The organism is Streptomyces sp. 63XJN7_1_ISO-PGPR-S23-121 (assembly GCF_056173025.1).
This window is the reverse complement of sequence record NZ_CM149653.1, coordinates 4894543-4920933: the sequence shown is the minus strand read 5'-3', so window position 1 is coordinate 4920933 and position 26391 is coordinate 4894543. Positions and strand designations below refer to the sequence as shown.

Annotated in this window: 11 protein-coding genes; 4 read left to right on the top strand and 7 right to left on the bottom strand. The window is 69.3% G+C overall.

The window, feature by feature from the left end; translation table 11 throughout:
* Positions 1–5 precede the first annotated feature (5 nt).
* Positions 6–479: a MarR family winged helix-turn-helix transcriptional regulator gene (locus tag AC0VYN_RS21825; protein ID WP_475532328.1), complete on the bottom strand. Its 474-nt coding sequence runs from the start codon at positions 477–479 to the stop codon at positions 6–8.
* 127 nt (positions 480–606) lie between these two features.
* Here AC0VYN_RS21825 and AC0VYN_RS21820 point away from each other — a divergent pair, with 127 nt between their 5' ends.
* Both AC0VYN_RS21820 and mltG read left to right on the top strand, forming a co-directional pair.
* Complete coding sequence (locus AC0VYN_RS21820) at positions 607–2409, top strand: ABC transporter ATP-binding protein (RefSeq protein WP_475532327.1); 1803 nt, start codon at positions 607–609, stop codon at positions 2407–2409.
* A 196-nt stretch (positions 2410–2605) separates the two neighbouring features.
* Complete coding sequence (gene mltG, locus AC0VYN_RS21815) at positions 2606–3421, top strand: endolytic transglycosylase MltG (protein WP_475536954.1); 816 nt, start codon at positions 2606–2608, stop codon at positions 3419–3421.
* A gap of 12 nt (positions 3422–3433) precedes the next feature.
* Here mltG and AC0VYN_RS21810 read toward each other — a convergent pair whose 3' ends face one another.
* Complete coding sequence (locus AC0VYN_RS21810) at positions 3434–4513, bottom strand: NAD(P)-binding domain-containing protein (RefSeq protein WP_475532326.1); 1080 nt, start codon at positions 4511–4513, stop codon at positions 3434–3436.
* A 98-nt stretch (positions 4514–4611) separates the two neighbouring features.
* On the opposite strand from AC0VYN_RS21810, the gene AC0VYN_RS21805 reads away from it, so the two are divergent.
* Positions 4612–5034: a YjbQ family protein gene (locus tag AC0VYN_RS21805; protein ID WP_475532325.1), complete on the top strand. Its 423-nt coding sequence runs from the start codon at positions 4612–4614 to the stop codon at positions 5032–5034.
* Positions 5035–5075: 41 nt separating this feature from the next.
* On the opposite strand, the gene AC0VYN_RS21800 is transcribed toward AC0VYN_RS21805, so the two are convergent.
* From AC0VYN_RS21800 to AC0VYN_RS21780, 5 genes are all read right to left on the bottom strand, one after another.
* Entirely contained in the window at positions 5076–5663 is a 588-nt protein-coding gene (locus AC0VYN_RS21800) for a 1,2-dihydroxy-3-keto-5-methylthiopentene dioxygenase (RefSeq protein ID WP_475532324.1), read from the bottom strand.
* A gap of 97 nt (positions 5664–5760) precedes the next feature.
* On the bottom strand, positions 5761–6798 hold the full coding sequence (locus tag AC0VYN_RS21795) for an HAD-IIIC family phosphatase (protein WP_475532323.1): 1038 nt from the start codon (positions 6796–6798) through the stop codon (positions 5761–5763).
* Positions 6788–7978: an acyl-CoA dehydrogenase family protein gene (locus AC0VYN_RS21790; protein ID WP_475532322.1), complete on the bottom strand. Its 1191-nt coding sequence runs from the start codon at positions 7976–7978 to the stop codon at positions 6788–6790. Before AC0VYN_RS21790 ends, AC0VYN_RS21795 begins: the two co-directional genes overlap by 11 nt.
* Positions 7975–8166 carry an acyl carrier protein gene (locus AC0VYN_RS21785; RefSeq protein ID WP_475532321.1) on the bottom strand — a complete coding sequence of 64 codons (192 nt, stop codon included), beginning with the start codon at positions 8164–8166 and terminating at the stop codon, positions 7975–7977. Before AC0VYN_RS21785 ends, AC0VYN_RS21790 begins: the two co-directional genes overlap by 4 nt.
* A gap of 125 nt (positions 8167–8291) precedes the next feature.
* Positions 8292–16136 (bottom strand): amino acid adenylation domain-containing protein, encoded by a 7845-nt coding sequence (locus AC0VYN_RS21780; protein WP_475532320.1) that lies wholly within the window; start codon positions 16134–16136, stop codon positions 8292–8294.
* Positions 16137–16774: 638 nt separating this feature from the next.
* Here AC0VYN_RS21780 and AC0VYN_RS21775 point away from each other — a divergent pair.
* The gene (locus AC0VYN_RS21775; protein ID WP_475532319.1) at positions 16775–26356 is read left to right on the top strand and encodes a non-ribosomal peptide synthetase; all 9582 of its coding nucleotides are present in this window, start codon (positions 16775–16777) and stop codon (positions 26354–26356) included.
* Positions 26357–26391: the final 35 nt, after the last annotated feature.

Below are 26391 nucleotides of genomic sequence, written 5' to 3'. Positions count from 1 at the left end.
CCCGGCTAGGCCGGACCGGCCCCGCGTCCGTTCCCGGGTTCCGCCCCGGGCCCGTCCACCAGCGTGTCCAGCAGGCCGCCGAGCGCCGTGCGCTGCTCGTCCGTGAGCGGGGCGAGGATCTCCTCCGCCGCCTGCCGGCGTGCGCCGTGCACCTCCCGCAGCGCCGCGCGACCGTCGTCCGTGAGCTCGATCCGGATCACCCGGCGATTGGCCGGATCGGGGACCCGGCGCACCTTCCCGGCCGCCTCCAGCCCGTCGACCAGCGTCGTGACCGCCCGCGGCACGACCTCCAGCCGCTCGGCCAGATCGGCCATGCGGGGCGGGGAGCCGTAGTGCGCCAGGGTGCGCAGCAGCCGGGACTGGGCCGGTGTGATGCCGAGGTCACGCCGTTCGAGGTGGCGTTTCTGGATGCGGTGCACCCTGCGGGTGAGCCGCAGCAACTGCTCGGCGAGCGGGCCGTCGGGGTCGGGGGCGGTCATGCGGGAACAATAACAGGGCAGCGTTCATTGTGAGTATAGGTAACAATGAGCTATGGTCCGTCCTCGTCCGTCGGACCCATGGCCCGTGAGGTCCCGACGGTCCTCCCACTCGCCCCCGTAGGAGCCCATGCATCCCGATCGTGAAACCGCCTGGACGCCACCCGCCGACGCGAAGGAACAGCCCCGGCAGGTGCGCCGCATCCTGAAGCTCTTCCGCCCCTACCGGGGCCGTCTGGCGATCGTCGGACTGCTCGTCGGCGCCGCGTCACTGGTCTCGGTCGCCACGCCCTTCCTGCTCAGGGAGATCCTCGACGTCGCGATCCCCCAGGGGCGCACCGGACTGCTGAGCCTGCTCGCCCTCGGCATGATCCTGGGTGCCGTCCTCACCAGCGTCTTCGGCGTGCTGCAGACCCTGATCTCCACGACCGTCGGCCAGCGCGTCATGCACGACCTGCGCACCGCCGTCTACGGCCGGCTCCAGCGCATGTCCCTCGCCTTCTTCACCCGCACGCGCACCGGCGAGGTCCAGTCCCGCATCGCCAACGACATCGGCGGCATGCAGGCCACCGTCACCTCCACGGCGACGTCCCTCGTCTCCAACCTCACCAGCGTGGTGGCCACGATCGTGGCCATGGTCGTCCTGGACTGGCGCCTGACCGTCGTCTCCCTGCTGCTCCTGCCGGTCTTCGTGTGGATCAGCCGCCGGGTGGGCAGGGAACGCCGGAGGATCACCACCAGGCGCCAGAAGCAGATGGCGGCGATGGCCGCCACGGTCACCGAGTCGCTCTCCGTCAGCGGCATCCTGCTGGGCCGCACCATGGGCCGCTCCGACTCGCTCACCCGCGCCTTCTCCGACGAGTCCGAGAGCCTGGTCGACCTGGAGGTGCGGTCGAACATGGCCGGCCGCTGGCGCATGGCCGTCATCACGATCGTCATGGCCGCCATGCCGGCCGTCATCTACTGGACGGCCGGCATCGCCCTCCGGCTCGGCGGCCCGGACGTCTCCCTCGGCACCATCGTCGCCTTCGTCTCGCTCCAGCAGGGGCTGTTCCGCCCGACCGTGAGCCTGCTGTCGACCGGCGTCCAGATCCAGACCTCCCTCGCCCTCTTCCAGCGCATCTTCGAGTACCTCGACCTGCCGGTCGACATCACCGAACGGGACGAGCCCGTCCACCTCGACCGGGTCAAGGGCGAGGTCCGCTTCGAGAACGTCGAGTTCCGCTACGACGCGAAGAGCGGCCCGGTCCTCGACGGCATCGACGTCACCGTTCCCGCGGGCAGCGGGCTCGCCGTCGTCGGACCGACGGGCGCGGGCAAGTCCACGCTCGGCTACCTGGTGCCGCGGCTGTACGACGTGACGGGCGGCCGGGTCACCCTCGACGGGGTCGACGTGCGCGACCTGGACTTCGACACCCTCGCCCGGGCGGTCGGCGTCGTCTCGCAGGAGACGTACCTCTTCCACGCCTCGGTCGCCGAGAACCTGCGCTTCGCCAAGCCGGACGCCACCGACGAGGAACTCGAGGCGGCGGCGCGGGCGGCCCAGATCCACGACCACATCGCCGCCCTGCCCGACGGCTACGACACGGTCGTCGGCGAACGCGGCCACCGCTTCTCCGGCGGGGAGAAGCAGCGCCTCGCCATCGCCCGCACCATCCTGCGCGACCCGCCCGTCCTCGTTCTCGACGAGGCGACCAGCGCCCTGGACACCCGCACCGAGGCCGCCGTGCAGGACGCCATCGACGCCCTGTCCGCCAACCGCACCACCATCACCATCGCGCACCGCCTGTCCACCGTCCGGGGCGCCGACCGGATCGTGGTCCTCGACGCGGGCCGCCTGGCCGAGCAGGGCACGCACGACGAGCTGCTGGCGCTGGACGGGCGTTACGCGGCCCTGGTGCGGCGAGACGCCCGACTGGAGCCGACAGGATGACGATATGTCGGGTTTGTGGTGACTGGGGGGTTACCGTGCCCGCATGCAGATGAACACTCCGCGACGGAGCGCGAGGAGTCCGAGGAGTCCGCGAACCCCGGGATTCCCGAACACCCCGGGACCCCCGGGACCTCCGGGCCCTCCGGGACCCCCGCGTCCCCCGAGGTTCCCGGGTCCACCGAGGGGCACGGTCCGGCTGACGCGCCGGGGCCGGATCGCCCTGATCGCGACCGGTGCCCTCGTGGTGGGAGCCGCCGTGGCGGTGCCGCTGCTGCTGACGGACGACGAGGGGGGGTCGAGGCCCACGTCCCTGGTGATCCCCGAGGGCCGGCGCGCGACCCAGGTCTACGAGGCCGTCGACAAGGCCCTGGGCCTGCCCGCCGGCACCGCCAGGAAGTCCCTGGCCAGGGCCGACCTGAAGCTGCCGAACGACGCAGAGGGCAACCCCGAGGGCTACCTCTTCCCGGCGACCTACCCGCTCGGTGGGCAGCCGACCCCGGAGAAACTGCTGGCGTCCATGGTCGACACGGCGAAGAAGAAGTTCCACGGCGCCCCGGTCGCCGCGGGCGCCCAGCGCAACGCGCTGAACGTCTACCAGGCGGTCACCGTCGCCAGCATCGTCCAGGCGGAGGCCGCGACCAAGGACGACATGGGCAAGGTGGCCCGGGTGATCTTCAACCGGCTGGAGCGCGGCATGCCGCTGCAGATGGACTCCACCATCAACTACGCCCTGGGCCGTTCCACGCTCACGACGACCGAGCAGGACACCCGGATCGACAGCCCGTACAACTCGTATCAGCGGATGGGCCTGCCGCCCACGCCCATCGGAAACCCGGGCGACGACGCGATGCGCGCCGCGATCGACCCGACCCCGGGCGACTGGCTGTACTTCGTCACGGTCAAGCCCGGCGACACCCGCTTCACCGCCGACTACGCCGAGCACCGGCGCAATGTCGCCGAGTCCGACCGCGACCCGCGAAACGCCTCGTCCCGGGCCGGTGGCGGCCGGTGATCCGGTGGAGCGTCACGCGGCGACGGCCTGCTCCCCGGCCAGCAGCCGCCTGATGTCCCGTACGGCCGCGCGTCCCGCCCGGTTGGCGCCGACGGTGCTGGCCGACGGCCCGTAACCGACGAGGTGGACCCGCGGATCGGCGACCGCGCGCGTCCCCTCGACGCGGATGCCGCCACCCGCCTCCCGCAGCCGCAGCGGCCTCAGGTGCTCGATGGCGGCCCGGAACCCGGTGGCCCACAGGATGGCGTCGGCGGCCACCCGCCGGCCGTCGCTCCACTCGGCCCCGTCGGGCGTGATCCGGTCGAACATGGGCCGGCGGTCCAGCACGCCGGACTCCAGGCCCGCGCGGACGGCGTCGTTGAGCGGCAGCCCGGTCACCGAGACCACGCTCCTCGGCGGCAGGCCCATCCGCACCCGCTCCTCCACGAGCGCCACGGCCGCCCGGCCCGCGTTCTCGTCGAACGGACCCTCCCGGAACACGGGGGGCCGCCGGGTCACCCAGGTGGTGGCCGCGGCGTGCGGGGCGATCTCCAGCAGGTGCTGCGTACCCGACGCGCCGCCGCCCACCACGATCACCCGCTGCCCGGCGAACTCCTCGGGGCCGGCGTACTGGGCGGTGTGCAACTGCCGTCCCCGGAAAGTCTCCTGGCCCGGGTAACGCGGCCAGAAGGGACGGTCCCAGGTACCGGTGGCGTTGATCAGCGCCCGTGTCGACCAAGTGACGTCCGAGGTCTCCACGAGCAGCCGCCCGCCTTCTCCCTCGCGCACCGCCCGGACGTCGACGGGGCGCCTCACCCTCAGGTCGAAGGCCCGCTCGTACGCCGCGAAGTACTCGGCGACGACCGCGGAGGACGGCCGCGCCGGATCGGCGCCGGTCAGCTCCATGCCGGGCAGGGAGTGCATGCCGTGCACCTTGCCGTACGTCAGCGACGGCCAGCGGAACCGCCAGGCGCCGCCGGGGCCGGGGGAGTGGTCGAGCACCACGAAGTCGCGCTCGGGCTCGAACCCGGTGCGCCGCAGGTGGTACGCGCCGGCCAGCCCCGCCTGACCGGCCCCGACGACCACGACCTCGACCTCGCGTATGTTGTTCACGCTTCTACCAACGGTGTGCCCGCTCCCGATCTTCCCGGGATCGTGTCCCCGGCCCGACGCTCCCGCCCGCCACGCGCCGCGTGCGTCAGGATGGAGGCATGTCGAATGCCTTCACCACCCGAGTCATCAACCTCGCCACCGGCTCCACGGAGCGGGTCGCCGACATCACCGGTGACTGCGAGTCCTTCCTCCGCGAGGTGGCGGCCGGCCGGGACGGCCTGCTCAACGTCTTCGTCCCCCACGCCACCGCCGGGATCGCGGTCATCGAGACGGGCGCGGGCAGCGACGACGACCTGCTCGCCGCCCTGCACACCCTGCTTCCGGCCGACGACCGCTGGCAGCACCGCCACGGCAGCCCCGGCCACGGCCGCGACCATGTCCTGCCCGCCTTCGTCCCCCCGCACGCCACCCTGCCGGTGATCGACGGCCGCCTGGAACTCGGCACCTGGCAGTCGGTCTGCCTGGTGGACACGAACAAGGACAATCCCAACCGTCAGGTGCGGCTGAGCTTCCTGGGCTGACCCGGACCCCCATCGGGGGCCGTGCCGCTGATCTTCCGGGATCAGACGGCCGTGCGCGCCGCTACGAGCGCGTCGAAATCCGGGAACTTCGAAGCGATGTCGCTACCGGTGAAGTTGCCGATCCACCCGTCCTCTTCGTGAAAGAAGCGAATGACGGTGAATGACGGCGAAGCCCCCATGTCGAACCAGTGCTTCGTCCCACGCGGCACCCTCAGCAGATCCCCGGCCTCGCACAGCACGGCATGCACTTGACGATCGACGTGCAGATAGAAGGCCCCGGCCCCCGCCGCGAAGAACCGCACCTCGTCGTCGTCATCGTGCGTGTGCTCACTGAGGAACTTCTTCCGCTCGGCCTTGGCGGTCAGCCGCCACCCCAGATCCTTCCGCGGGCGCAGCCCCACGACGTCAACGCTGGCAAACCCTTCAGCGGCGACCAGGGCGCCCACCTGCTCCCGATAGGCATGCAGCACGGCCGCAGGCTCGCAGTTCTCGGGTAGGCCGGCACGCAATGCCCACTGCTCATAGCGGACCCCGGCAGGCGCCAAGGCGGCGGCGATCTCACCGGGGTCGATGGTACGGCGTACGACGGTGCCGGGGTCGGAATCCGACCACGTGGTCAGCAGGGTCATGGCACTCTCCTCAACGGAATGTCTCGAGATCGAGCCGGTGCCGTGCCGGTTCGACAGCACGGCGATCCACACCAAGGACGCTCCGAGCCCGTAGCTCTCAGTCGGTGGTGTCGGGCAGTGACAGGTCGAGGTAGTCGGGATAGGTGTGCTGTAGGCCGGGTGCCATTTCCAGCACCTGCACAGGGCCATCGACGGAGGTTTTCTTGAACCCCGCCAAGCGGTAGACGGTGTACATCGACTTGTTGACATCGGTCGGTTTGAAATCTGCTGTCAGGCGTACCTGTTCGGCCTCGGCCGACTGGGCCAGATACCGCAGAATCGCGCCTCCGACGTTGCGGCCCATCACACGGCAGGACATCAGGAAAAGGCGGATCCGCCATTCTTCCGCCGTCTTGCCGACCAGGGCGAGGCCGATGGTGCCGTAAGTGCCGAAGCGGTCCGTGAGTCGGGCGACCAGGAGTGTGTGGTCCGACTGCCCCATCAGTTCACGCAGCTCCGCTTTGGAGAATGTCAGGCCGGTGGTGTTGAGCTGGTGTGTGCGCTCGGTGAGTTCGGCAGCGCGTTCCAGGTCCTCGGGGGTGGCCACCGCGACGGTGAGGCTCATCCGCAGCGACCGGAGGAACTCGACCTGCGGGCCGGCATAGGACTTCTCGTACTCGTTGCGCTCCTCCGCCTGCAGATACATCGTTCGGCGGGCGCGCCCGTCCTCGGTCACCGGCCTGGACAGCTCCGGGCGGTCGAGCAGGTCCGCGGTCGCGGCCGGATCCACGCACCGCACCTGCGGGTGTGCGAACTCGACCTCGGCCCGTTCGAAGGCGGAGTCGTCTATGAACATCACCGATTCGAGGCCGATGCCGAGCCTCTGCGCGATGCTGTGGATCAGTCCCGACTTCGGCTGCCACGAGACGTGCGGGAAGAGGAAGTAGTGGCGAATGCCCAGTCGTTCGAGTTCGGTGAGCGCGGCCTTCTCGTCGTTCTTGCTGACGATCGACTGCAGGATGCCGCGCTGGTCGAGCGTGTCGATCAGCTCACGGACGCCGGGGCGCAACCTCACTCCGGACCCTTCGGACAATATGCCGTCCCACACGGTGTCGTCCAGGTCCCAGACGACACACTTGACCAGCTCACTCGGCACAGTCAGCTCCTGCTTCGAACGGAAATTGCGGGTGGCGGCTGCGTACCCGGAAACGCTGAAGGCTCTGCTCGGCCAGAAGATCCTGCAGCAGCTGTGTGTTGCCCTCGATGATCTGCATCACCCGTGCGTCCCGCACCCAGCGGTCCACCGGGCCCTCGTCCACCAAGCCCGCCGCGCCGTGCAGTTGGGCCGCAGCGCCCGCCGCCGTCTCTGCCGCGCGGGAGGCTGCCAGCTTGGCGGCCAGTACGTGCTGGATCAGCCAGTCGTCCTGCGCGTCCATGGACCGCGCCGCCCGCTCGCACAGGAGCCGCGCCGCGTCGGTGCCGAGGACGGCGTCGCCGACCAGACCGCGGACAAGCTGCAGATCGATCAGCCGTCCGCCGAACTGCTTGCGGCTGCTGGTGTGGCCGAGGATCGCGTCGCAGCATGCCTCGGCGAGCCCGAGGGAACCGTATGCGACGCAGAGCCTTCCCAGCGACAGTGCGTCACCCGCCACTTGGGACACACCGAAGCCGGGGCGGCCCACCATGCGGTCGGCCGGGACCCGGCAGCCTTCCAGGTGCAGATCGGCCAGCATGGCGCTGCGGAAGCCACTGGTGGGCCGACTGGGGACCACCGTGACGCCCGGGTCGTCCCGCTGGACGAGGAAGCCCACGCTTCGGTCGCCGTGCATGGCGAAGACCAGAAAGCAATCGGCGAGTTGGCCGAAGGACAGCCAGCGCTTCGTGCCGTCCAGGCGCCATACGGAGGCCGCCGCACCGGCGCCGTCCGGACCTGCTTCCGGTGTCGCCGTCGTCTCGATGGACCGGGCGTCGCTGCCCGCACCGTCCTCGGTGAGGCCGAATGCCCCGACGAGTTCCCCGGAGGCAAGGCGTGGCAGCACCCGCTGACGAGTGGCCTGCGACGCCCAGCGACTCAGACTCGCGCACACCATTCCGTGCACGGTCAAGAGGCTCTGCAACGACGCCGAGGTACGGGCCACCGCCCGGTTCAGCTCCCCGTACGCCTGGTGGCTGAGTGGCCGCCCCCCGTACTCCGTGGGCACCATCGCGGCCATCGCACCGGACCGGACGATCGTCGCGATGACGTCCGGAGGCACCGTCTTGGCCGCCTCTATCTCGTCGGCCAGCGGCAGCAGCAGTCGTCCCAGCTCGTCCGCGGTCAGCGGCGGCTGCCTCATGTCTGCTTCCCCCGCACGAACCGCACGATGCTGTCCAGGGTGTCGAAGTTCTCGATCTCCAGGTCGTCGTCATCGATGCCGATGCCGAACTCCTTCTCGAGGTGACTGACGAGCGAGACGGTCGCCAGCGAGGTGAGCACCCCACCGGTGATCAGTTGTATGCCTTCCAGTTCCGCCGGGTCGTCCACGTACCGAGACAGGAATTCGAGAACACGGGATCGGACGGCTTCGTCCTCATAGACGGCAGTCACTGCGACATCACACTCCTACTCGCATGATCAAAACAGGGCGGCGGCCGTGACCCGTGAGGGCGTCACCGTCTTCCACGCCACTTCTTCTCAAGTCGGTTGATCTGGCTCTGGCTGAGGCTGACGAGGGAGAGGTCCGAGGGCGTCCGGCCGACCGAGTCGGGTCCGTCGGCGTGCGCGGTCAACGCCTTGAGGTAGGTGACCCAGCCCTTGCTGAGCTGCTCGACATCCGAGAGCGCCAGGACATCGCGCGGCCATGACCACGTCGCGGACAGTTCCAGGCCGGACGGGCCCTCCATTGCTGCCACGTTCACCATGAGCGCATGCGTGAGACGCATCCGGGGGTCGAGTCCACCGGTGGCCGCATCGCCGCTCACCTGTTGCCAGTCACCCTGGGTGTGGGAACGACGCAGGCCGACCCGCCCGAAGTAGTTGAACGCCACCTGTGCTCCGGGAAGCGCGGAGAGTGCCGGCGCCGTCTCAGGGTTGAGATAGCGCAACAGGCCGTAGTCGATCCGCAGCTCCGACGCGGCACGAAGCTGCTCCTTGACCCGCTGCAGAGCCCGCCCGGCGGCCGGCCCGCCGCGCTGGACCTCGCCCCAGGACACCCTGCCCGGATCGAGCCGTACCGGGGCGACCGCGGTGAACCAGCCCACCGTCCGTGAGGTGTCGGCGCCCGCGAACAGCTCCTCCCGCCCATGCCCCTCGACATCGACCAGGACGGACGTCGCACCGGAGGCACTCGGCACACCGCGCCCGGTCCGCCACTGGGCCAGCGCGAGTGAGAACGCCGTCAGGAGTACGTCTTCGACGCCGGCGTGCAGCGCGGTGGGCACCCGTGTGAGCAGCGCTTCCGACAACCCCACCGGAACTGTCACGCGCAGCGTGTCGAGCCGCGCCGCCGTGTCGTCGCCTGAGCCCACCCTCCGGCTACCGATAGGAGGTTCGGAGACGGACAGGGTATCGGTCCAGTGCCGCAGGGAGGCGGTGCTCTGTAGTTCACCCGCGCGTGCCTGGAGCTGCTCCGCCCAGCGCTTGAAGGAGGTGGGAACCGTCGCCGGCTCCGGCGTGCGGCCGGCGAGTACCGATGCGCCCGCGGCGGCGAGGTCGGGCAGGAGTATGCGCCACGACACGCCGTCCACGACGAGGTGGTGGATCGTCAGCAGCAGTCGGCCCGGTTCCTGGGGGCCGTGATCGAACCAGACGGCCTGCAGCATGACTCCGTCTCGCGGTGCCAGACGACTCTGTGCCTGCGTGGCGTGTTCGGCCAGCAACTGCTGGCGCTCGGCCGCGGTCCCGCCGGCACAGTCCACTCGGGTCAGGGTCGCGTCGGCCGTCAGCGCGTGTGGGCTTCGCGGCGGAGGAATGTGCAGGGCCCAGTCGCCCTGGCCTTCGTCCCGTACCAGACGGGCCCTCAGGACGTCGTGACGGTCGATGAGGGACTGCAGGGCGTGCGCCAGTCGGTCTCGTCCGACATCCGCGGGGACCTGGACCAGCCGCGATTGGAAGAACGCCTCGTACGAGTGATCGGGCTCGACGAGCCACCGCATGATGGGCGTCAATGGCACCGAGCCGGTTCCGTCGTCCACCTTCGACGCACTGTCCGGCTCCGCCAGGACCTCTGTTCTCGCGGCGAGCTGTCCGGCCGTGTGATGCTGGAAGATGTCGCGGGGTGTGAGGTCGAGGCCGTGTTCGCGGGCGCGGCTGACGAGGACGATGGAGCTGATGCTGTCGCCGCCCAGGGCGAAGAATCCGTCGTCGACGCCGACGCGGTCGGGGTCGAGGCCGAGGACGTCGGCGAAGAGGGCCGTGAAGGTCTTCTCCTTCGGGGTGCTCGGGGCGCGTGTGCGGGTGGCCGGCGCATAGTCGGGTGCGGGCAGTGCCTTGCGATCCAGCTTCCCGTTCGGCATCAGCGGCAGCTCGGCGAGGGCGATCACGGCTGTGGGCACCATGTACTCCGGCAGCCGCGCGCCAACGGCCTTCTTCACCTGAGCGACGTCGACGGGCCCGTCGGCCACGATGTAGCCGACCAGGCGCCGGTCGCCGGGCCGGTCCTCACGGATGACGGCGGCGGCGGTCGCGACACCGGGGCAGGCCGTCAACGCGGCGTCGACCTCGCCGAGTTCGATGCGGAAGCCGCGCAGTTTGACCTGGTCGTCGGTGCGGCCCAGGTAGCGCAGGGTGCCGTCGTCGTTCCAGGAGGCGAGGTCGCCGGTGCGGTACATGCGGGATCCGGCGGGGCCGTAGGGGTCGGCGACGAACCGCTCCGCGGTCAGTGCCGGCCGGTTCAGATAGCCGCGGGCGACACCGGTCCCGGCCACGTACAACTCACCGGGCACACCGGGCGGCACGGGAGACAGGCCCTCGTCCAGGACGTAGGTGCGCACGTTCGCGATCGGCCGGCCGATCGGCGGCACCACCGCACCCGACAAGGCATCACTCACGGTTGCGCAGACCGTGGTCTCCGTCGGGCCGTAGGCGTTGACCATCCGCCGGCCCTCGGACCAGCGTCCGACCGTGTCAGGGTCGCAAGCCTCGCCTGCCACGATCAGCGTCATCGATGCCGGAACGCTCGCCGGGTCCAGGACGCTCAGTGCGGAGGGTGGGAGATTGCAGTGCGTGACGCTCGCGCCGGACAGCACACTCGTCAATGCGTCCCCGGGAGTCAGTTCTTCCCGGCCGGCCAGGACCAGCGCGCCCCCGGTCAGCAGGGTTGTGAGTATCTCCCACGCGGCGGCGTCGAAGCTGGGCGACGCGAACTGCAGCACACGGCTACCCGCACCGATTCCCCACCGCGCGCTCTGTCCGAGAGAAAGATTCACCACGCCCGTGTGGTGCGTCACCACACCCTTGGGGGTGCCGGTCGAGCCCGAGGTGTAGATGACGTACGCGGGGTGGGCGGAATCCAGTGGCGCTACGCGGTCCGTGTCGGTCGGGTCGGTGCCGACGCGGGTGGTCAACCGGGTCTGGAGAGCGGGGTCGTCGAGGAGGACGGTGGGAGCGTTCTCGGTCCAGAGGCCGCTGGTGGCGGCATGGGTGAGAACCAGGGTGGGCCGGGCGTCCTCCAGCATGAAATGGATGCGGTCGACCGGGTAGGCCGTGTCGATGGGCAGGTAGGCGGCGCCTGTCTTGAGTACCGCGAGCAGAGCGGTGATCAGTTCCGGTGAGCGGGGGAGGGCGAGGGCGACGATGTGTTCGGGGCCGACGCCCCGCTCGATCAGGAGCCGGGCCAGGCGGTTGGCGCGGGTGTTGAGTTGGTCGTAGGTGATGTGGGTGCCGTCGCAGATCAGGGCGACGGCGTCCGGAGTGGCCTCGGCCTGGGCCTGGAACAGCTCCGGAAGTGTGCCCGAAGGGAGGGGAGCGACAGCGTCGTTCCACTCCTCCAGCAGGCGGTGCCGCTCGTCGTCGGACAGCAGCTCGATCGAGCCCACGCGCCGCTCCACGTCCGTGGCGACGCTCTTGAGCACGCGGATGAGCCGCTCGGCCATGGCTGTGACCGTGCCGTGGTCGAACAGGTCGGTGCGGTAGGAGATCACGCCACTGATCCCGGCGCCGCCGTCGTCGTCGTGATGTTCGGCGAGACTGACGGACAGGTCCATCCGGGCGGACTGGGAGCGGACGGCCTGGGGAGTGGCCGTGACCCCGTCGAAGGCCGGCTCGCCAGGCGGGTTGTTGTTCAGGGCGAGCATGACCTGGAAAAGGGGGTGGTGGGCCAGGGACCGTGTCGGGTTGACCGCTTCGACCAGGCCCTCGAAGGGGATGTCCTGATGGGAGTACGCGCTCAGATTCGTTTCGCGAACCCGGTCCAGGAGTTCGGCGAAGGTGGGGTCGCCGGACAGGTCGGTGCGCAGGACGAGGGTGTTGACGAAGAAGCCGACCAGGTCGTCCAGTTCCTCCTCGCCGCGGCCGGCGACCGGCGTGCCGATGGGAATGTCGGTCCCGGCGCCGAGGCGGTGCAGGAGCACGCTCACGGCAGCCTGCAGCACCATGAACACCGTCGTCTGCCGCGACCGCGCCAGGCCGGTCAGGGCCTGGTGCAGCTCGGCGTCGATCCGCACCGGAACCGACCCACCGTCATACCCGGCCTGATCCGGATACGGGCGGTCGGTCGGCAGCTCCAGACGCTCCGGGATTCCGGCCAGAGCCTGCTTCCAGTGGTTGAGTTGGGCGGAGAGCCGGCTGTCGGGGTCGTGTTCGTCGCCGAGGAGTTCGTGTTGCCACAGGGTGTAGTCGGCGTACTGCACGGGCAGCGGCGTCCAGGCCGGAGCACGGCCCGTGCGTCGAGCCGCGTATGCAGTGCTCAGATCGCGGGCCAAGGGGCCCATCGACCAGCCGTCACCGGCGATGTGGTGGATCACCAGGACCAGCACGTGCTCGTCGGCGGTGTCGTCGACGATGAACAGGGCTGCGCGGAGCGGCAGTTCGGTCGCGAGGTCGAAGGGGTGGCGCACGGCGCGATCCACCGCACCGGCCAGTTCCGCCTCGGTGACCGACTCGACGTCCATCACCGGCCGCGCCTCGGCGACCGGGCGGATGTCCTGGTACGGCTGGCCGTCGCTGTCCGGGAAGACCGTGCGCAACGCCTCGTGGCGCGCCACGACATCCTGGAGGGCGGCTCGCAGAGCATCGATGTCCAGGGCGCCGGACAGGCGCAGGACGACGGGAACGTTGTAGGTGGCGCTGGGGCCTTCGAGCCGGTGCAGGAACCACAGGCGGCGCTGCGCGAACGACAACGGCATCCGCTGCGGACGCACCCGGGGCGTCAGCGCGGGACGCTCGGCCGGGTTCGTGCTCGTTTCGACCGTGCGTGCCAGGGCGGCGACGGTCGGGGCCGCGAACAGGTCGCGGATGACGAGGTCCGCCCCGATCACGGCCCGGATACGGCCGATCAGGCGCATCGCGAGCAGGGAATGCCCGCCCAGGTCGAAGAAACTGTCGTCCACACCGATCCGGTCGACGCCCAGAACCTCGGTGAACAGCCCGGCCAGAATCTCCTCACGCGCATCACGCGGAGCCCGCGACGATGCCGCCGCACCGCTGTACTCGGGTGCCGGCAATGCCTTGCGATCCAGCTTCCCGTTCGGCATCAACGGCAGCTCATCGAGGGCAACCACCACTGCGGGCACCATGTACTCCGGCAGCCGCACGCCAACGGCCTTCCTCACCTGAGCGACGTCGACGGACCCGTCGGCCACGACATAGCCGACCAGACGCCGGTCACCCGGCCGGTCCTCACGGATCACGGCGACAGCACCTGCAACACCCGGGCACGCCGCCAACGCCGCTTCAACCTCACCCAATTCAATACGGAAACCGCGCAGTTTCACCTGGGCGTCCGCGCGTCCCAGGAACTGCAGCGTGCCGTCCCGGTTCCACCGCACCAAGTCCCCGGTGCGGTACATCCGCGACCCGGCAGGCCCGTAGGGGTCGGCGACGAACCGCTCCGCGGTCAGCCCCGGCCGGTTCAGATAACCACGCGCGACACCCGCCCCCGCCACATACAACTCACCCGGCACCCCCGCCGGCACCGGGGACAGAGACTTGTCCAGGACATAGGTGCGCACGTTCGCGATCGGCCGGCCGATCGGCGGCACCACCGCACCCGACAGCGCCTCGCTCAACGTCGCACAGACGGTGGTCTCCGTCGGGCCGTAGGCGTTGACCATCCGCCGGCCCACGGACCAGCGCCCGACCGTATCCGGGTCACAGGCCTCGCCGGCCACGATCAGCGTCATCGCTGCCGGGACGCTCGCCGGGTCCAGAAGCCTCAGTGCGGATGGCGGGAGAGTGCAGTGCGTCACGCCCGCGCCGGCCAGCACACTCGTCAATGCGTTCCCGGGAGCCAGATCTTCCAGGCCTGTCAGAACCAGCGCACCGCCCGTCAGCAGGGCCGTGAAGATCTCCGACGCGGCGGCGTCGAAGCTGGGCGACGCGAACTGCAGCACACGGCTACCCGCATCGATCCCCCACTGCTCGCTCTGCCCGAGAGCGAGATTCACCAGACCCGTATGGTGCGTCACCACACCCTTGGGGGTACCGGTCGAGCCCGAGGTGTAGATGACGTACGCCGGATGCTCCGGCGCAGACACACCCAGCCGGTCCGAGTTCGCCAGATCAGCCGCCGACAAGCTTGCCAGGCAATTTTCAACTATCGGATCGCTCACGCAGGCTACGACGCACCCATGGGAAAGCTCCGGCAGTGTGGAGGCGGAGTCCACCAGCACCACGCTAGGACGGGAGTCCTCCAGCATGAAGCGAACTCGCTCCACCGGATACTCCACGTCCACTGGCAGGTACGCCGCGCCCGCTTTGAGTACGGCCAACATGCCGACTACCAGCTCCGGCGACCGCGGCAACGCGAGCGCCACCAACTGCTCCGGTCCCACGCCCCGTTCGACCAGCAATCGCGCAAGCCGGTTCGCCCGCGCGTTCAACTCGCCATACGAACAGATCGTGCCGCCATCCGGCGCCATCAGTGCCGCAGCATCCGGAGCCTGAGCAACCTGTGCCTCGAACAAGGCCGACGTCGTCGCCTCGGGCACGGGGACCGCCGGACCGTTACCCCACACTCCCACCACACGCTCACGCTCACCAGCGCTGAGCAAGCTGACCGAACCGATCGGCTGGTCAGGGAGAGCTCCCGTCATGCGTTCCAGGTAGAGCAGGAATCGCGCGACGTGGGCGTCCATCTCCGTCCCACTGTACATACGGTCGTTCGCGTCGAAGTACACCTCGATTCGGCCTTCATGGGAGCCTTCGAAGAAGGTGAAGGAGAAGTCTTCGGTGTAACGCTGCGAGAGGCTGCTGGCTTCCACCGGCTGATCGCCGAAGCGGATGTCGTAGTCGAACGTCATGGCATTGACCACGGGTCCGTAAGGAAGGATGTCGGCCGACATCCGGAGGAGTTCGTGACGCAGATCCTCCATGCGGTACCGGCCGTGACGTGACGCTCGGGTCGTCTGGGTCCAGACGTGTCTGGCCAGTTTCCTCAGGGGTAGTTCAGGGCTCACCGTGATGCGTAGTGGGACGACATTGACCGTCATTCCCGGTGTGTTTCGTTCGACCTCGTCCAGGCGGCCGGCCAGGGGAAGTCCGACGGATATGGCGCTTTCTCCGGTGACAGCGCTGACGTATGCGGCGGTCGCCGTGACCGCCAATACCGACAGGCTTACGCCGAGTCCAGCAGCGGCGAGACGCAGTTGATCCGATAGGTCTGCACTGAGCGTGGTCCGCCTGCGGAGAATCCTCTGGGGTCGGCGGTATGGTCGGTTGGAAAGTCTTACCGGGTCAGGTGCATCCTGCAGACGTTTGAGCCAGTATTGGCGGTCGGCTTCGTACTCTTCCGAACCCCGATAGGACTGCTCGCGTTCCAACAGATTGCGGAACGAACAGAACGGGGTGCCGCTGTCCGGACGGTCCGCCACCATGTCCGAGTAGAGTTGGGCCGTGCGCCGAGTGATCAGCGCGGAACTCCAGGCATCCATGATGACGTGGTGGTAACGGCTGTACAGAATATGGAGGTCCGGGCCGACCGTGAGCAGCGCGGGCGCGTACAGAGGTCCCTGCGCGAGATCGAACGCGGTCTCCACGTCCGACGCCATCCATGCTTCGGCTGCCGCGCTCGGATCTTCCTGTCCGGTGAAGTCCAGCCGTCGCACGGCGACTTGAATGGTGCGGCCGGGAAACTGAATCGGGCCGTCCGGCCCCTCTGCAATGACGAAACGCAGCGTTTCGGCTTCTGCGAGGACCGCCTGGTACGCCTTCTCGAGAATTCCCAGATCAACGGGTCCGTGGATCTCGACGCGCTCGCCGACATTGTAGACCGGGGAGCCGGGCCCGAAAGAGGTGGCAAACCATACCCCTGACTGGGCGGCTGTTAAGGGCCATTGCTCATTTATCGGACCAGACATCCAAGTCCTCCGCAGCGACGTGCGTCCCCCCGGCGCTCGCCGGGCGTCTATGTAATCACACAGAGCGTCGAGCCGGCTCCGGCGTTTTCGAATGCACCGCAGATCCGGCGTGCGCCCTCTACGGCAGGTCTGAGTGGCACCGTCCCGCTCTGCGTGTCTGTGTCCCTGTGTAGTAGCAAAATCCAACTCCGGCCTGAGCCGCAAGACGTTGTGACGGGCGTCACATGTACAGGGCGCAGTCGACGGTTGTAGTCTCCCCGTAACTCATGGCTGCGTTACGGGGGTATCGCTTTGAATGCACAGGGGGCGTGGAGGGATTCCGCGTAGAGGTACCGCAGACATGTAAGGGCCGGTGAGTTGCTCTCTGGAAACTCGGATTGGCCGGCAGTCGACCGACATCCTTCCCGAAATCCTTGGGCCATACCGATGGCAGGCGCCTTTTTCTTCCTTGTATGCGACTGCTCAAGAGATTGATGACCGGTGTGTACGACACACTGCCGCTCAGTCTTCCGCCGCCTCCAGTCGGCACGGAAGTCGGTAGGCGAACGGCTGCGGACCAGCTCGGGTGAAGTGGTCGCGCGCACTGCAATGGGGTTCCTCGACACGTTATAGCGCCCGATACGGAGAGTGGATCGACCTTGTCGCATGAGCTTGAGGACATCTGGCCGCTGTCGCCGCTTCAGGAGGGGCTCGTTTACCACGCCCTTGCCGACCGTGAGGGACCGGATGCCTATGTCGTGCAGTTGATCCTGGACTTCGAGGGCGCCCTGGACGCCGTGGCCCTGCGCGCGGCCGGTCAGGCCCTACTCGACCGGCACGCGAACCTGCGAGCCGCGTTCTGGGTCGACGACCTCGAGGAACCGGTGCAAGTCATCGCGCGCGAGGTCGAGTTGCCGTGGGTCGAGGTCGACCTCACCCATCTGTCGCCCGTGGAGACGGAAACCGAGCTGCGGTCGTTCGCCGATGCCGAGCGGGCCCGTCGCTTCGACCTTGACAGTCCGCCTCTGCTGCGCATGGCGCTCATCAGACACCTTGACGGCGAAGCCGCGGCCGACCGTAGTCGAGTGGTCATCACCCAGCATCACGTGCTGGTCGACGGCTGGTCGTCGTCGCTGATGGTGCGTGAACTGCTTGCCCTGTACGAAGCCAAGGGCGATGACAGCGACCTCCCTCCTGTCATGCCCTACCGGGAGTACCTGGTCTGGCTCTCCGAGCAGGACCGCGACGGTGCCCGCGAAGCCTGGACCGCCGCGCTGACCGGTGCGGAACCCACCCTGTTGACCACGCCGGCCGCCGCCGCGGCATCCGACGAGGCGACAGCGGCCTTTCCGGAACGCTTCGTCACGCATCTTCCGCAGGAGACCACGGCCACGCTGCAAGCCCAGGCCCGTCGCCTGGGCGTCACTTTGAGCACGCTGGTGCAGTGCGCCTGGGGTGTGCTCCTCGGCCGGATGACCGGTCAGGACGACGTGGTGTTCGGTGCCGTGGTGTCGGGGCGGTCGCCCGAGATTCCGGGTGTCGAGAGCATGATCGGCCTGTTCATCAACACGGTGCCGGTCCGGGTGCGGTTGGGGGCGGGGGACACGTGGGCCGATCTGGCTGTGCGTGTCCAGTCCGAACAGGGTGCGTTGCTGCCGCATCAGCACCTGTCCCTGACGGAGATCCAGCGGGCCGCCGGACTCGATGGCGCGTTCGACACGGTCATGGCTGTGGAGAACTTCCCCGCTGGCCGCGACACCACCGCCGATCGCTGGGCAGCCCACCTCAAGGTCACGGCTACGCAAGGTCGCGACGCCACTCACTATCCGTTGAGCCTCGCCGTGGTTCCGGGTGACGCACTCAGACTGCGGTTGGACTTCCGGGCTGACCGCATCGATCGCGAAGCGGTCACTGTCATTGCCGAATCCCTTGTGCGGATTTTGACGGCGGTGGCTGGGGATGCGGGGCAGCGGGTCGGGGCGGTGGAGTTGCTTTCCGCTGGTGAGCGGGAGCGTGTGATCGGTGTGTGGGGTGCCGGTCCGGTCGGGGAGGTGCGGGCGGGTACGGCGCCGGCCTTGTTTGCGGGCAGGGTTGCGGAGGCGCCGGATGCGGTGGCGGTGGTGTCGGGGGACGGCAGCACCGTGTTCTCCTACGGTGAGTTGGATGTGCGGGCGAATCGGCTGGCGCGGTTGCTGGTGGACCGGGGTGTGGGGCCGGAGCAGTTGGTGGCGCTTGCGTTGCCGCGGTCGCCGGAGCTGGTGGTGGCGGTCCTTGCGGTGTGGAAGGCGGGGGCGGCGTATCTGCCCGTCGATACTGGCTATCCGGTGGACCGGATCCGTTTCATGGTCCGTGATGCCCGCCCGGCGCTGGTGGTGACGGACGCGTCGACGACGCATCTGTGGGAGCAGGGCACACCCGTAGTACGGCTCGACGACCCCGCTGTGCAGGCCCGGTTGACGGCTGTTGACCCGGTGGCTCCCGCGACGGAGCTGTCTGAACCCGCGCACCCTGCGTACGTCATTTACACCTCGGGGTCGACGGGTGTGCCCAAGGGTGTGGTGGTGACTCATGCCGGTCTGGTGAGTTTGGTGGAGGCTTCGGGGCCCCGTCTCGGTGTGGGTCCGGGCAGTCGTGTGTTGCAGTTCGCGTCACCGAGTTTCGATGCGGCCACGTGGGACTGGAGCCTGGCGTTGCTGTCGGGGGCCGCGCTGGTGGTGGCCGATGTGGAGGAGCTGGCTCCGGGTGCGGCGCTTGCGCGTGTGCTGACCGGCGCTGGCGTGACGTACTGCATGGTCCCGCCATCCGCACTGAGGGTCCTGGACCCGGCGAGCGTTCCGGCAGCGATGACGGTTGCGGTGGGTGGCGAGGCCTGTGACCCTGACACGGTCGGGCGCTGGTCCGTGGGCCGGCGGATGGTCAACGCCTACGGCCCGACGGAGACCACCGTCTGTGCGACGTTGAGCGAGGCGCTGTCGGGTGCGGTGGTGCCGCCGATCGGCCGGCCGATCGCGAACGTGCGCACCTATGTCCTGGACAAGTCTCTGTCCCCGGTGCCGGCGGGGGTGCCGGGTGAGTTGTATGTGGCGGGGGCGGGTGTCGCGCGTGGTTATCTGAACCGGCCGGGGCTGACCGCGGAGCGGTTCGTCGCCGACCCCTACGGGCCTGCCGGGTCGCGGATGTACCGCACCGGGGACCTCGCCTCCTGGAACAACGACGGCACCCTGCGCTACCTCGGCCGCACCGACGCCCAGGTCAAACTACGCGGCTTCCGCATCGAACTCGGCGAAGTCGAAGCGGCGTTGAGGGCGTGCCCGGGTGTCGCCGGCGCTGTCGCCGTGATCCGTGAGGACCGGCCGGGTGACCGGCGTCTGGTCGGCTATGTCGTGGCCGACGGGTCCGTCGACGTCGCTCAGGTGAGGAAGACCGTTGGCGTGCGGCTGCCGGAGTACATGGTGCCCGCAGTGGTGGTTGCCCTCGATGAGCTGCCGTTGATGCCGAACGGGAAGCTGGATCGCAAGGCATTGCCGGCACCCGAGTACAGCGGTGCGGCGGCATCGTCGCGGGCTCCGCGTGATGCGCGTGAGGAGATTCTGGCCGGGCTGTTCACCGAGGTTCTGGGCGTCGACCGGATCGGTGTGGACGACAGTTTCTTCGACCTGGGCGGGCATTCCCTGCTCGCGATGCGCCTGATCGGCCGTATCCGGGCCGTGATCGGGGCGGACCTCGTCATCCGCGACCTGTTCGCGGCCCCGACCGTCGCCGCCCTGGCACGCACGGTCGAAACGAGCACGAACCCCGCCGAGCGTCCCGCGCTGACGCCCCGGGTGCGTCCGCAGCGGATGCCGTTGTCGTTCGCGCAGCGCCGCCTGTGGTTCCTGCACCGGCTCGAAGGCCCCAGCGCCACCTACAACGTTCCCGTCGTCCTGCGCCTGTCCGGCGCCCTGGACTCCAAGGCGTTACTTGCAGCGCTGACTGACGTGGTCGCGCGCCACGAAGCCCTGCGCACCGTCTTTCCGGAGACGGACGGCCAGCCGTACCAGGACATCCGCCCGGCTGCCGAGGCGCAGCCCGAAGTGAGTGTCGAAACGGTCACCGAGGCGGAACTGGCCGGTGCGGTGGACCGCGTCGTACGCCGCCCCTTCGACCTCGCGATCGAACTGCCGTTCCGCGCGACCCTGTTCACCCTCGACGACACCGCCGCCGACTGCGCCGACGAGCACGTGCTGGTCCTGGTGATCCACCACATCGCCGGTGACGGCTGGTCGATGGGCCCCTTGGCCCGCGATCTGAGCACGGCATACGCGGCTCGGCGCACGGGCCGTGCTCCGGCCTGGACGCCGTTGCCCGTGCAGTACGCCGACTACACCCTGTGGCAACACGAACTCCTCGGCGACGAACACGACCCCGACAGCCTGCTCTCCGCCCAACTCAACCACTGGAAGCAGGCTCTGACCGGGTTGCCTGAGCGCATCAACCTGCCGACCGACCTCGCCGAGCAGCCATCGAGTGATCGGCGGGGAGAAGTGGCGGAGCTGTCCTTCACGGCGGATCTGCACGCGGAACTCGTCCGGGTCGCGAAGGGCCACCGCAGCACCGTGTTCATGGTACTGCAGGCCGCTCTGAGCGTGCTCCTGCACCGCCTCGGCGCCGGGACCGACATCCCCATCGGCACACCGACGGCCGGTCGGGCCCAGCAGGAGCTGGACACCCTCATCGGCAACTTCGTCAACACGCTGGTGCTGCGTACCGACCTGTCCGGTGACCCCACCTTCGCCGAACTCCTCGACCGCGTCCGCGAGACGGACCTCAACGCCTACGCCCACCAGGACGTACCCTTCGAAAGCCTGGTGGAGGCACTCAATCCCACCCGTTCCACGGACCACCAGCCGCTGCATCAGGTGATGCTCACGCTGCAGAACCACGAGGCGCAGCAACTCGACATCCCCGGGCTGGACCTCACGGCCTCCTCCTGGAACACGCAGGCGGTGCGCCGGGACCTGACCCTGACCCTGCGGGAGCGGTTCGGTCCGGACGGTACGCCGCAAGGGATCGCCGGGGCCCTGCAGTTCGACGGAGCCCGCTTCTCCTGGGAACGCATCGAGGCCATCGGCCGGTGGTTCCGCCAGGTCCTCGCGAGCCTCCTCGAGGACCCCGAGCAGTGTGTGGGGGCGGTGGACCTGCTGTCGGCCGCGGAGCAGGAGGAGATCCTCCGTACGTGGAACGACACCGCTGTGCCCGCTGATTCCGGCACGCTTGCGGAGCTGTTCCAGGCTCAGGCCGAGGCCACTCCGGACGCCGTCGCCCTGATCTTTGACGGCATCCACATCACCTACAACGAGCTCAACACGCGCGCCAACCGCCTGGCCCGGTTTCTGGTCGAGCGGGGCGCCGGCCCCGAACACATCGTGGCCCTCGCCCTTCCCCGCTCACCCGAGATGATCACCGCCCTCCTGGCGGTCCTCAAGGCGGGAGCGGCCTACCTTCCCATCGACACCGGCTACCCCGTGGAGCGCATCCGCTTCATGGTCCAGGACGCCCACCCCACCCTCGTCCTCACCCACACCACCACCGCCGACATCTGGAGCCAGGGCACCCCGACCGTCTACCTCGACGACCCCGCCCTCCAGGCCCGCACAGCCACACTGGACCCCACCGACCCGCACACCAGCACCGACCCCGCCCACCCCGCCTACGTCATCTACACGTCCGGCTCCACCGGCACACCCAAGGGCGTCACCGTCCCCCACGTGGCCGTTGTCGACTATCTGCGCGACACAAGCCGGCGTTACCCGGCGGCCCAGGGCGTGGCACTGCTGCACACGTCCCTGTCCTTCGACCTCTCGATCACCGCGCTCTTCACGCCGCTCGTCTCGGGTGGCCGCGTCGTACTCGCGGAGCTGCGGGACGGCCTCGGGAAGATTGCGGAGATACGTGCACTCGGCTGCGACTTCCTCAAAACCACGCCCAGCCACCTGGCGATGCTCGAAGGCCTCCCGGAGGAGCTCTCCCCGCGCAAGGAGCTGCTGATCGGCGGCGAGGCGCTGTACGGCGAGACGCTGCGCAAGTGGCGCGACAAGCACCCGGACGTGACCGTCATGAACGTGTACGGTCCGACCGAGGCCTCGGTGAACTGCACCGAGTACAGGATCGAGCCGGGCGACGAGCTGCCAAACGGGCCGATCCCGATCGGACGCCCGATGGCCAACACCCGGGTGTACGTCCTGGACGCCGGCCTGCGGCCGGTGCCGCCCGGTGTGCCGGGTGAGCTGTACGTGGCGGGCGTGTGCCTGGCCCGGGGCTATCTGCGGCGACCCGGCCTCACCGGGGAGCGGTTCGTCGCCGATCCGTACGGGCCCGCGGGGTCACGGATGTACCGCACCGGCGACCTGGCGCGGTGGAACAGCGACGGCACCCTCGTCTTCCTCGGCCGCGCCGACGATCAGGTGAAGCTGCGTGGCTTCCGTATCGAACTTGGGGAAGTCGAAGTTGAGTTGACTCGGCATGCCCAGGTGGCTCGGGCGGCCGTGGTGGTGCGCGAGGAACGGGAGGGCGACCGGCGCCTGGTCGGCTACGTCGTCCCGGAGACCGGCGAAAGCGTCGACCCCGCCGAGCTGCGGGACCACCTCGCGGCGCGGCTGCCGGAGTACATGGTGCCGGCCGTGGTCGTCGTCCTCGACGCTCTGCCGCTGACCGCCAACGAGAAGCTCGACCGCAAGGCGCTGCCCGACCCCGACTACATCGCCGACACCCGAGGGCGTCCGGACAAGCCGCCGCGCAGTCCGCGTGAGGAGATCCTCACCAACCTGTTCGCCGAGGTCCTCGGTGTCGACCCCGAGCGCGTCGGTGTCGACGACGACTTCTTCCATCTCGGCGGGCATTCTCTGCTGGCCGCCCGCGCCATCGGCCGCATCCGCAGCGCCATGGGCGCGCAGCTCGGCATCAAGGCCTTCTTCGAGTCCCCGACGGTGGCGGGCCTGGCCCGGCAACTCGGCGGCAGCACCGAGGCGCGCCAACCGATCGTGCCCGTTGCGCGTCCGCAGCGGATGCCGTTGTCGTTCGCGCAGCGCCGCCTGTGGTTCCTGCACCGGCTCGAAGGCCCCAGCGCCACCTACAACGGCGCCGCGGCGCTCCGCATCTCCGGTGCCCTGGACGTCGATGCTCTGTGGGCCGCGCTGCAGGATGTCGTGGCACGGCATGAGGCGTTGCGCACGGTCTTCCCGGACAACGACGGCCAGCCCTACCAGGACATCCGCCCGGTCGCCGAGGCGCGGCCGGCGATGGACGTCGAGTCGGTCACCGAGGCGGAACTGGCCGGCGCGGTGGATCGCGCCGTGCGCCACCCCTTCGACCTCGCGACCGAACTGCCGCTCCGCGCAGCCCTGTTCACCGTCGACGACACCGCCGACGAGCACGTGCTGGTCCTGGTGATCCACCACATCGCCGGTGACGGCTGGTCGATGGGCCCCTTGGCCCGCGATCTGAGCACGGCATACGCGGCTCGGCGCGCGGGCCGTGCTCCGGCCTGGACGCCGCTGCCCGTGCAGTACGCCGACTACACCCTGTGGCAACACGAACTCCTCGGTAACGAGAACGACCCCGACAGCCTCCTTTCCGAGCAGGTCGGATACTGGCGTGATGCCCTGGCCGGAATCCCGGAGCGTCTGGAGCTGCCGACCGACCGTCCGTACCCGGATCAGGCCGGGTATGACGGTGGTTCGGTTCCGGTGCGGATCGACGCCGAGCTGCACCAGGCCCTGACCGGCCTGGCGCGGTCGCGGCAGACGACGGTGTTCATGGTGCTGCAGGCGGCTGTGAGCGTGCTCCTGCACCGCCTCGGCGCCGGGACCGACATTCCCATCGGCACGCCGGTCGCCGGCCGCGGCGAGGAGGAACTGGACGACCTGGTCGGCTTCTTCGTCAACACCCTCGTCCTGCGCACCGACCTGTCCGGCGACCCCACCTTCGCCGAGCTCCTGGGCCGTGTCCGTGAGACGGACCTCAACGCCTACGCCCACCAGGACGTGCCCTTCGAGGGTCTGGTCGAAGCACTCAACCCCACGCGGTCCCTGGCCCACCACCCGCTCTTCCAGGTCATGCTCGCCCTCAACAACAACCCGCCTGGCGAGCCGGCCTTCGCCGGGGCGCGTACGACTCCACTGAAGGCGCGCGTCGGGGCTGCGCGGATGGACCTGACGGTGCACCTGGCCGAGCGGCAGGGCGAGGACGGCTCCCCGGACGGGGTCGTCGGCTCCCTCGCCTACCGTACCGACCTGTTCGAGCGGGCCACGATGACGGCGCTGGTGGAGCGGTTGCTGCGGGTGCTGCGCGCTGTCACGGACGATCCCACTCAGCGTGTCGCCGCGGTCGAGGTGCTGTCCGAGGAGGAGCGGCACCGCCTGCTGGAGGAGTGGAACGACACCGCCGCTCCTCTCCCTTCGGGCACGCTTGCGGAGCTGTTCCAGGCTCGGGCCGAGGCCACTCCGGACGCGGTCGCGCTGATCTTTGACGGCATCCACATCACCTACGACGAGCTCAATACCCGCGCCAACCGTCTGGCCCGGTTCCTGGTCGAGCGGGGCGCCGGCCCCGAACACATCGTGGCCCTCGCCCTTCCCCGCTCACCCGAGATGATCACCGCCCTCCTGGCGGTCCTCAAGGCGGGAGCGGCCTACCTTCCCATCGACACCGGCTACCCCGTGGAGCGCATCCGCTTCATGGTCCAGGACGCCCACCCCACCCTCGTCCTCACCCACACCACCACCGCCGACATCTGGAGCCAGGACACCCCGACCGTCTACCTCGACGACCCCGCCCTCCAAGCCCGCACAGCCACACTGGACCCCACCGACCCGCACACCAGCACCGACCCCGCCCACCCCGCCTACGTCATCTACACGTCCGGCTCCACCGGCACACCCAAGGGCGTCACCGTCCCCCATTCCGGAGTGATGAACCGGTTGCGCTGGATGCAGGCCGAGTACGGGCTCGGGGCCGACGACCGGGTGCTCCAGAAGACACCGGCGGGATTCGACGTCTCCGTCTGGGAGTTCTTCTGGCCGCTGCTGCAGGGTGCGTCCCTGGTCCTGGCGAAGCCCGACGGGCACAAGGACGCCCGGTACCTGGCCGGACTCGTGGAGAGCGAGAGGGTCACCACGGCGCACTTCGTGCCGTCGATGCTCGACGCGTTCATGAGTGAACCGTCGGCCGGTCGCTGCGTGTCCCTGCGGCGGGTGTTCTGCAGTGGCGAGGCGCTGCACGCTCACCTGGTGACGCGTTGCCACTCCGTGCTGCCCGCGGCGCAACTCCACAACCTGTACGGGCCGACGGAGGCGACAGTCGACGTCACGTACCACCCGTGCACCGCGGACAGCGACCCGCAGGTCGCTCCGTCGATCGGCCGTCCGATCTCGAACACACGGGTGTACGTGCTGGATGCCGGGCTGCGTCCGGTCGTGCCGGGCGTGGCCGGTGAGCTGTACCTCGCGGGGGCAGGACTCGCCCGCGGCTACCTGAACCGGCCGGCACTGACCGCGGAGCGGTTCGTCGCCGACCCCTACGGCCCCGCCGGATCCCGTATGTACCGCACCGGCGACCTCGCCTCCTGGAACAACGACGGCACCCTGCGCTACCTGGGCCGCACCGACGACCAGGTCAAACTGCGCGGCTTCCGCATCGAACTCGGCGAAGTCGAAGCCGCGCTGACCGCATGCCCCGCCGTCGCCGGCGCCGCCGTCGTGATCCGCGAGGACCGGCCCACCGACCACCGACTCGTGGGATACGTGGTGCCCGAGGACGGCAAGGACCTCGACCAGAGAAACGTGTGGGACCAGCTGAGGCTCACACTGCCCGAATACATGGTGCCCTCGGCCGTCGTCACCCTGGACGCACTACCACTGACACCCAACGGGAAACTGGACCGCAAGGCACTCCCCGCACCCGACTACACCCGCACCACCACCCCCACCCGAGCTCCGCGCAACAGCCGCGAGGAGGCGCTCGCCGGCCTCTTCGCCGAGGTCCTCGGACTGGAGTCGGTCGGCATCGACGACAACTTCTTCGCCCTCGGCGGCCACTCCTTGCTCGCCACACGCCTCATCGGCCGCATCCGCACCGTCGTCGGCGCAGAGGTCGACCTGCGGACGGTCTTCACCAAGCCGACGGTGGTGGAGCTGGCCGAGAGCCTCAGGAGTCCGGGCAGGGCCAGGCCCAAGCTGCGGCCGCGGTCGCGCGGGACCACATGAGCGGGGTCCGGCCGGCGGCGGGCAGTCGGACGCCC

Bases quoted from the DNA above. Each gene is read 5' to 3' on its own strand.
- AC0VYN_RS21825 (WP_475532328.1), bottom strand. From the start codon at position 479: ATGACCGCCCCCGACCCCGACGGCCCGCTCGCCGAGCAGTTGCTGCGG.
- AC0VYN_RS21820 (WP_475532327.1), top strand. From the start codon at position 607: ATGCATCCCGATCGTGAAACCGCCTGGACGCCACCCGCCGACGCGAAG.
- AC0VYN_RS21805 (WP_475532325.1), top strand. From the start codon at position 4,612: ATGTCGAATGCCTTCACCACCCGAGTCATCAACCTCGCCACCGGCTCC.
- AC0VYN_RS21800 (WP_475532324.1), bottom strand. From the start codon at position 5,663: ATGACCCTGCTGACCACGTGGTCGGATTCCGACCCCGGCACCGTCGTA.
- AC0VYN_RS21790 (WP_475532322.1), bottom strand. From the start codon at position 7,978: ATGAGGCAGCCGCCGCTGACCGCGGACGAGCTGGGACGACTGCTGCTG.
- AC0VYN_RS21780 (WP_475532320.1), bottom strand. From the start codon at position 16,136: ATGTCTGGTCCGATAAATGAGCAATGGCCCTTAACAGCCGCCCAGTCA.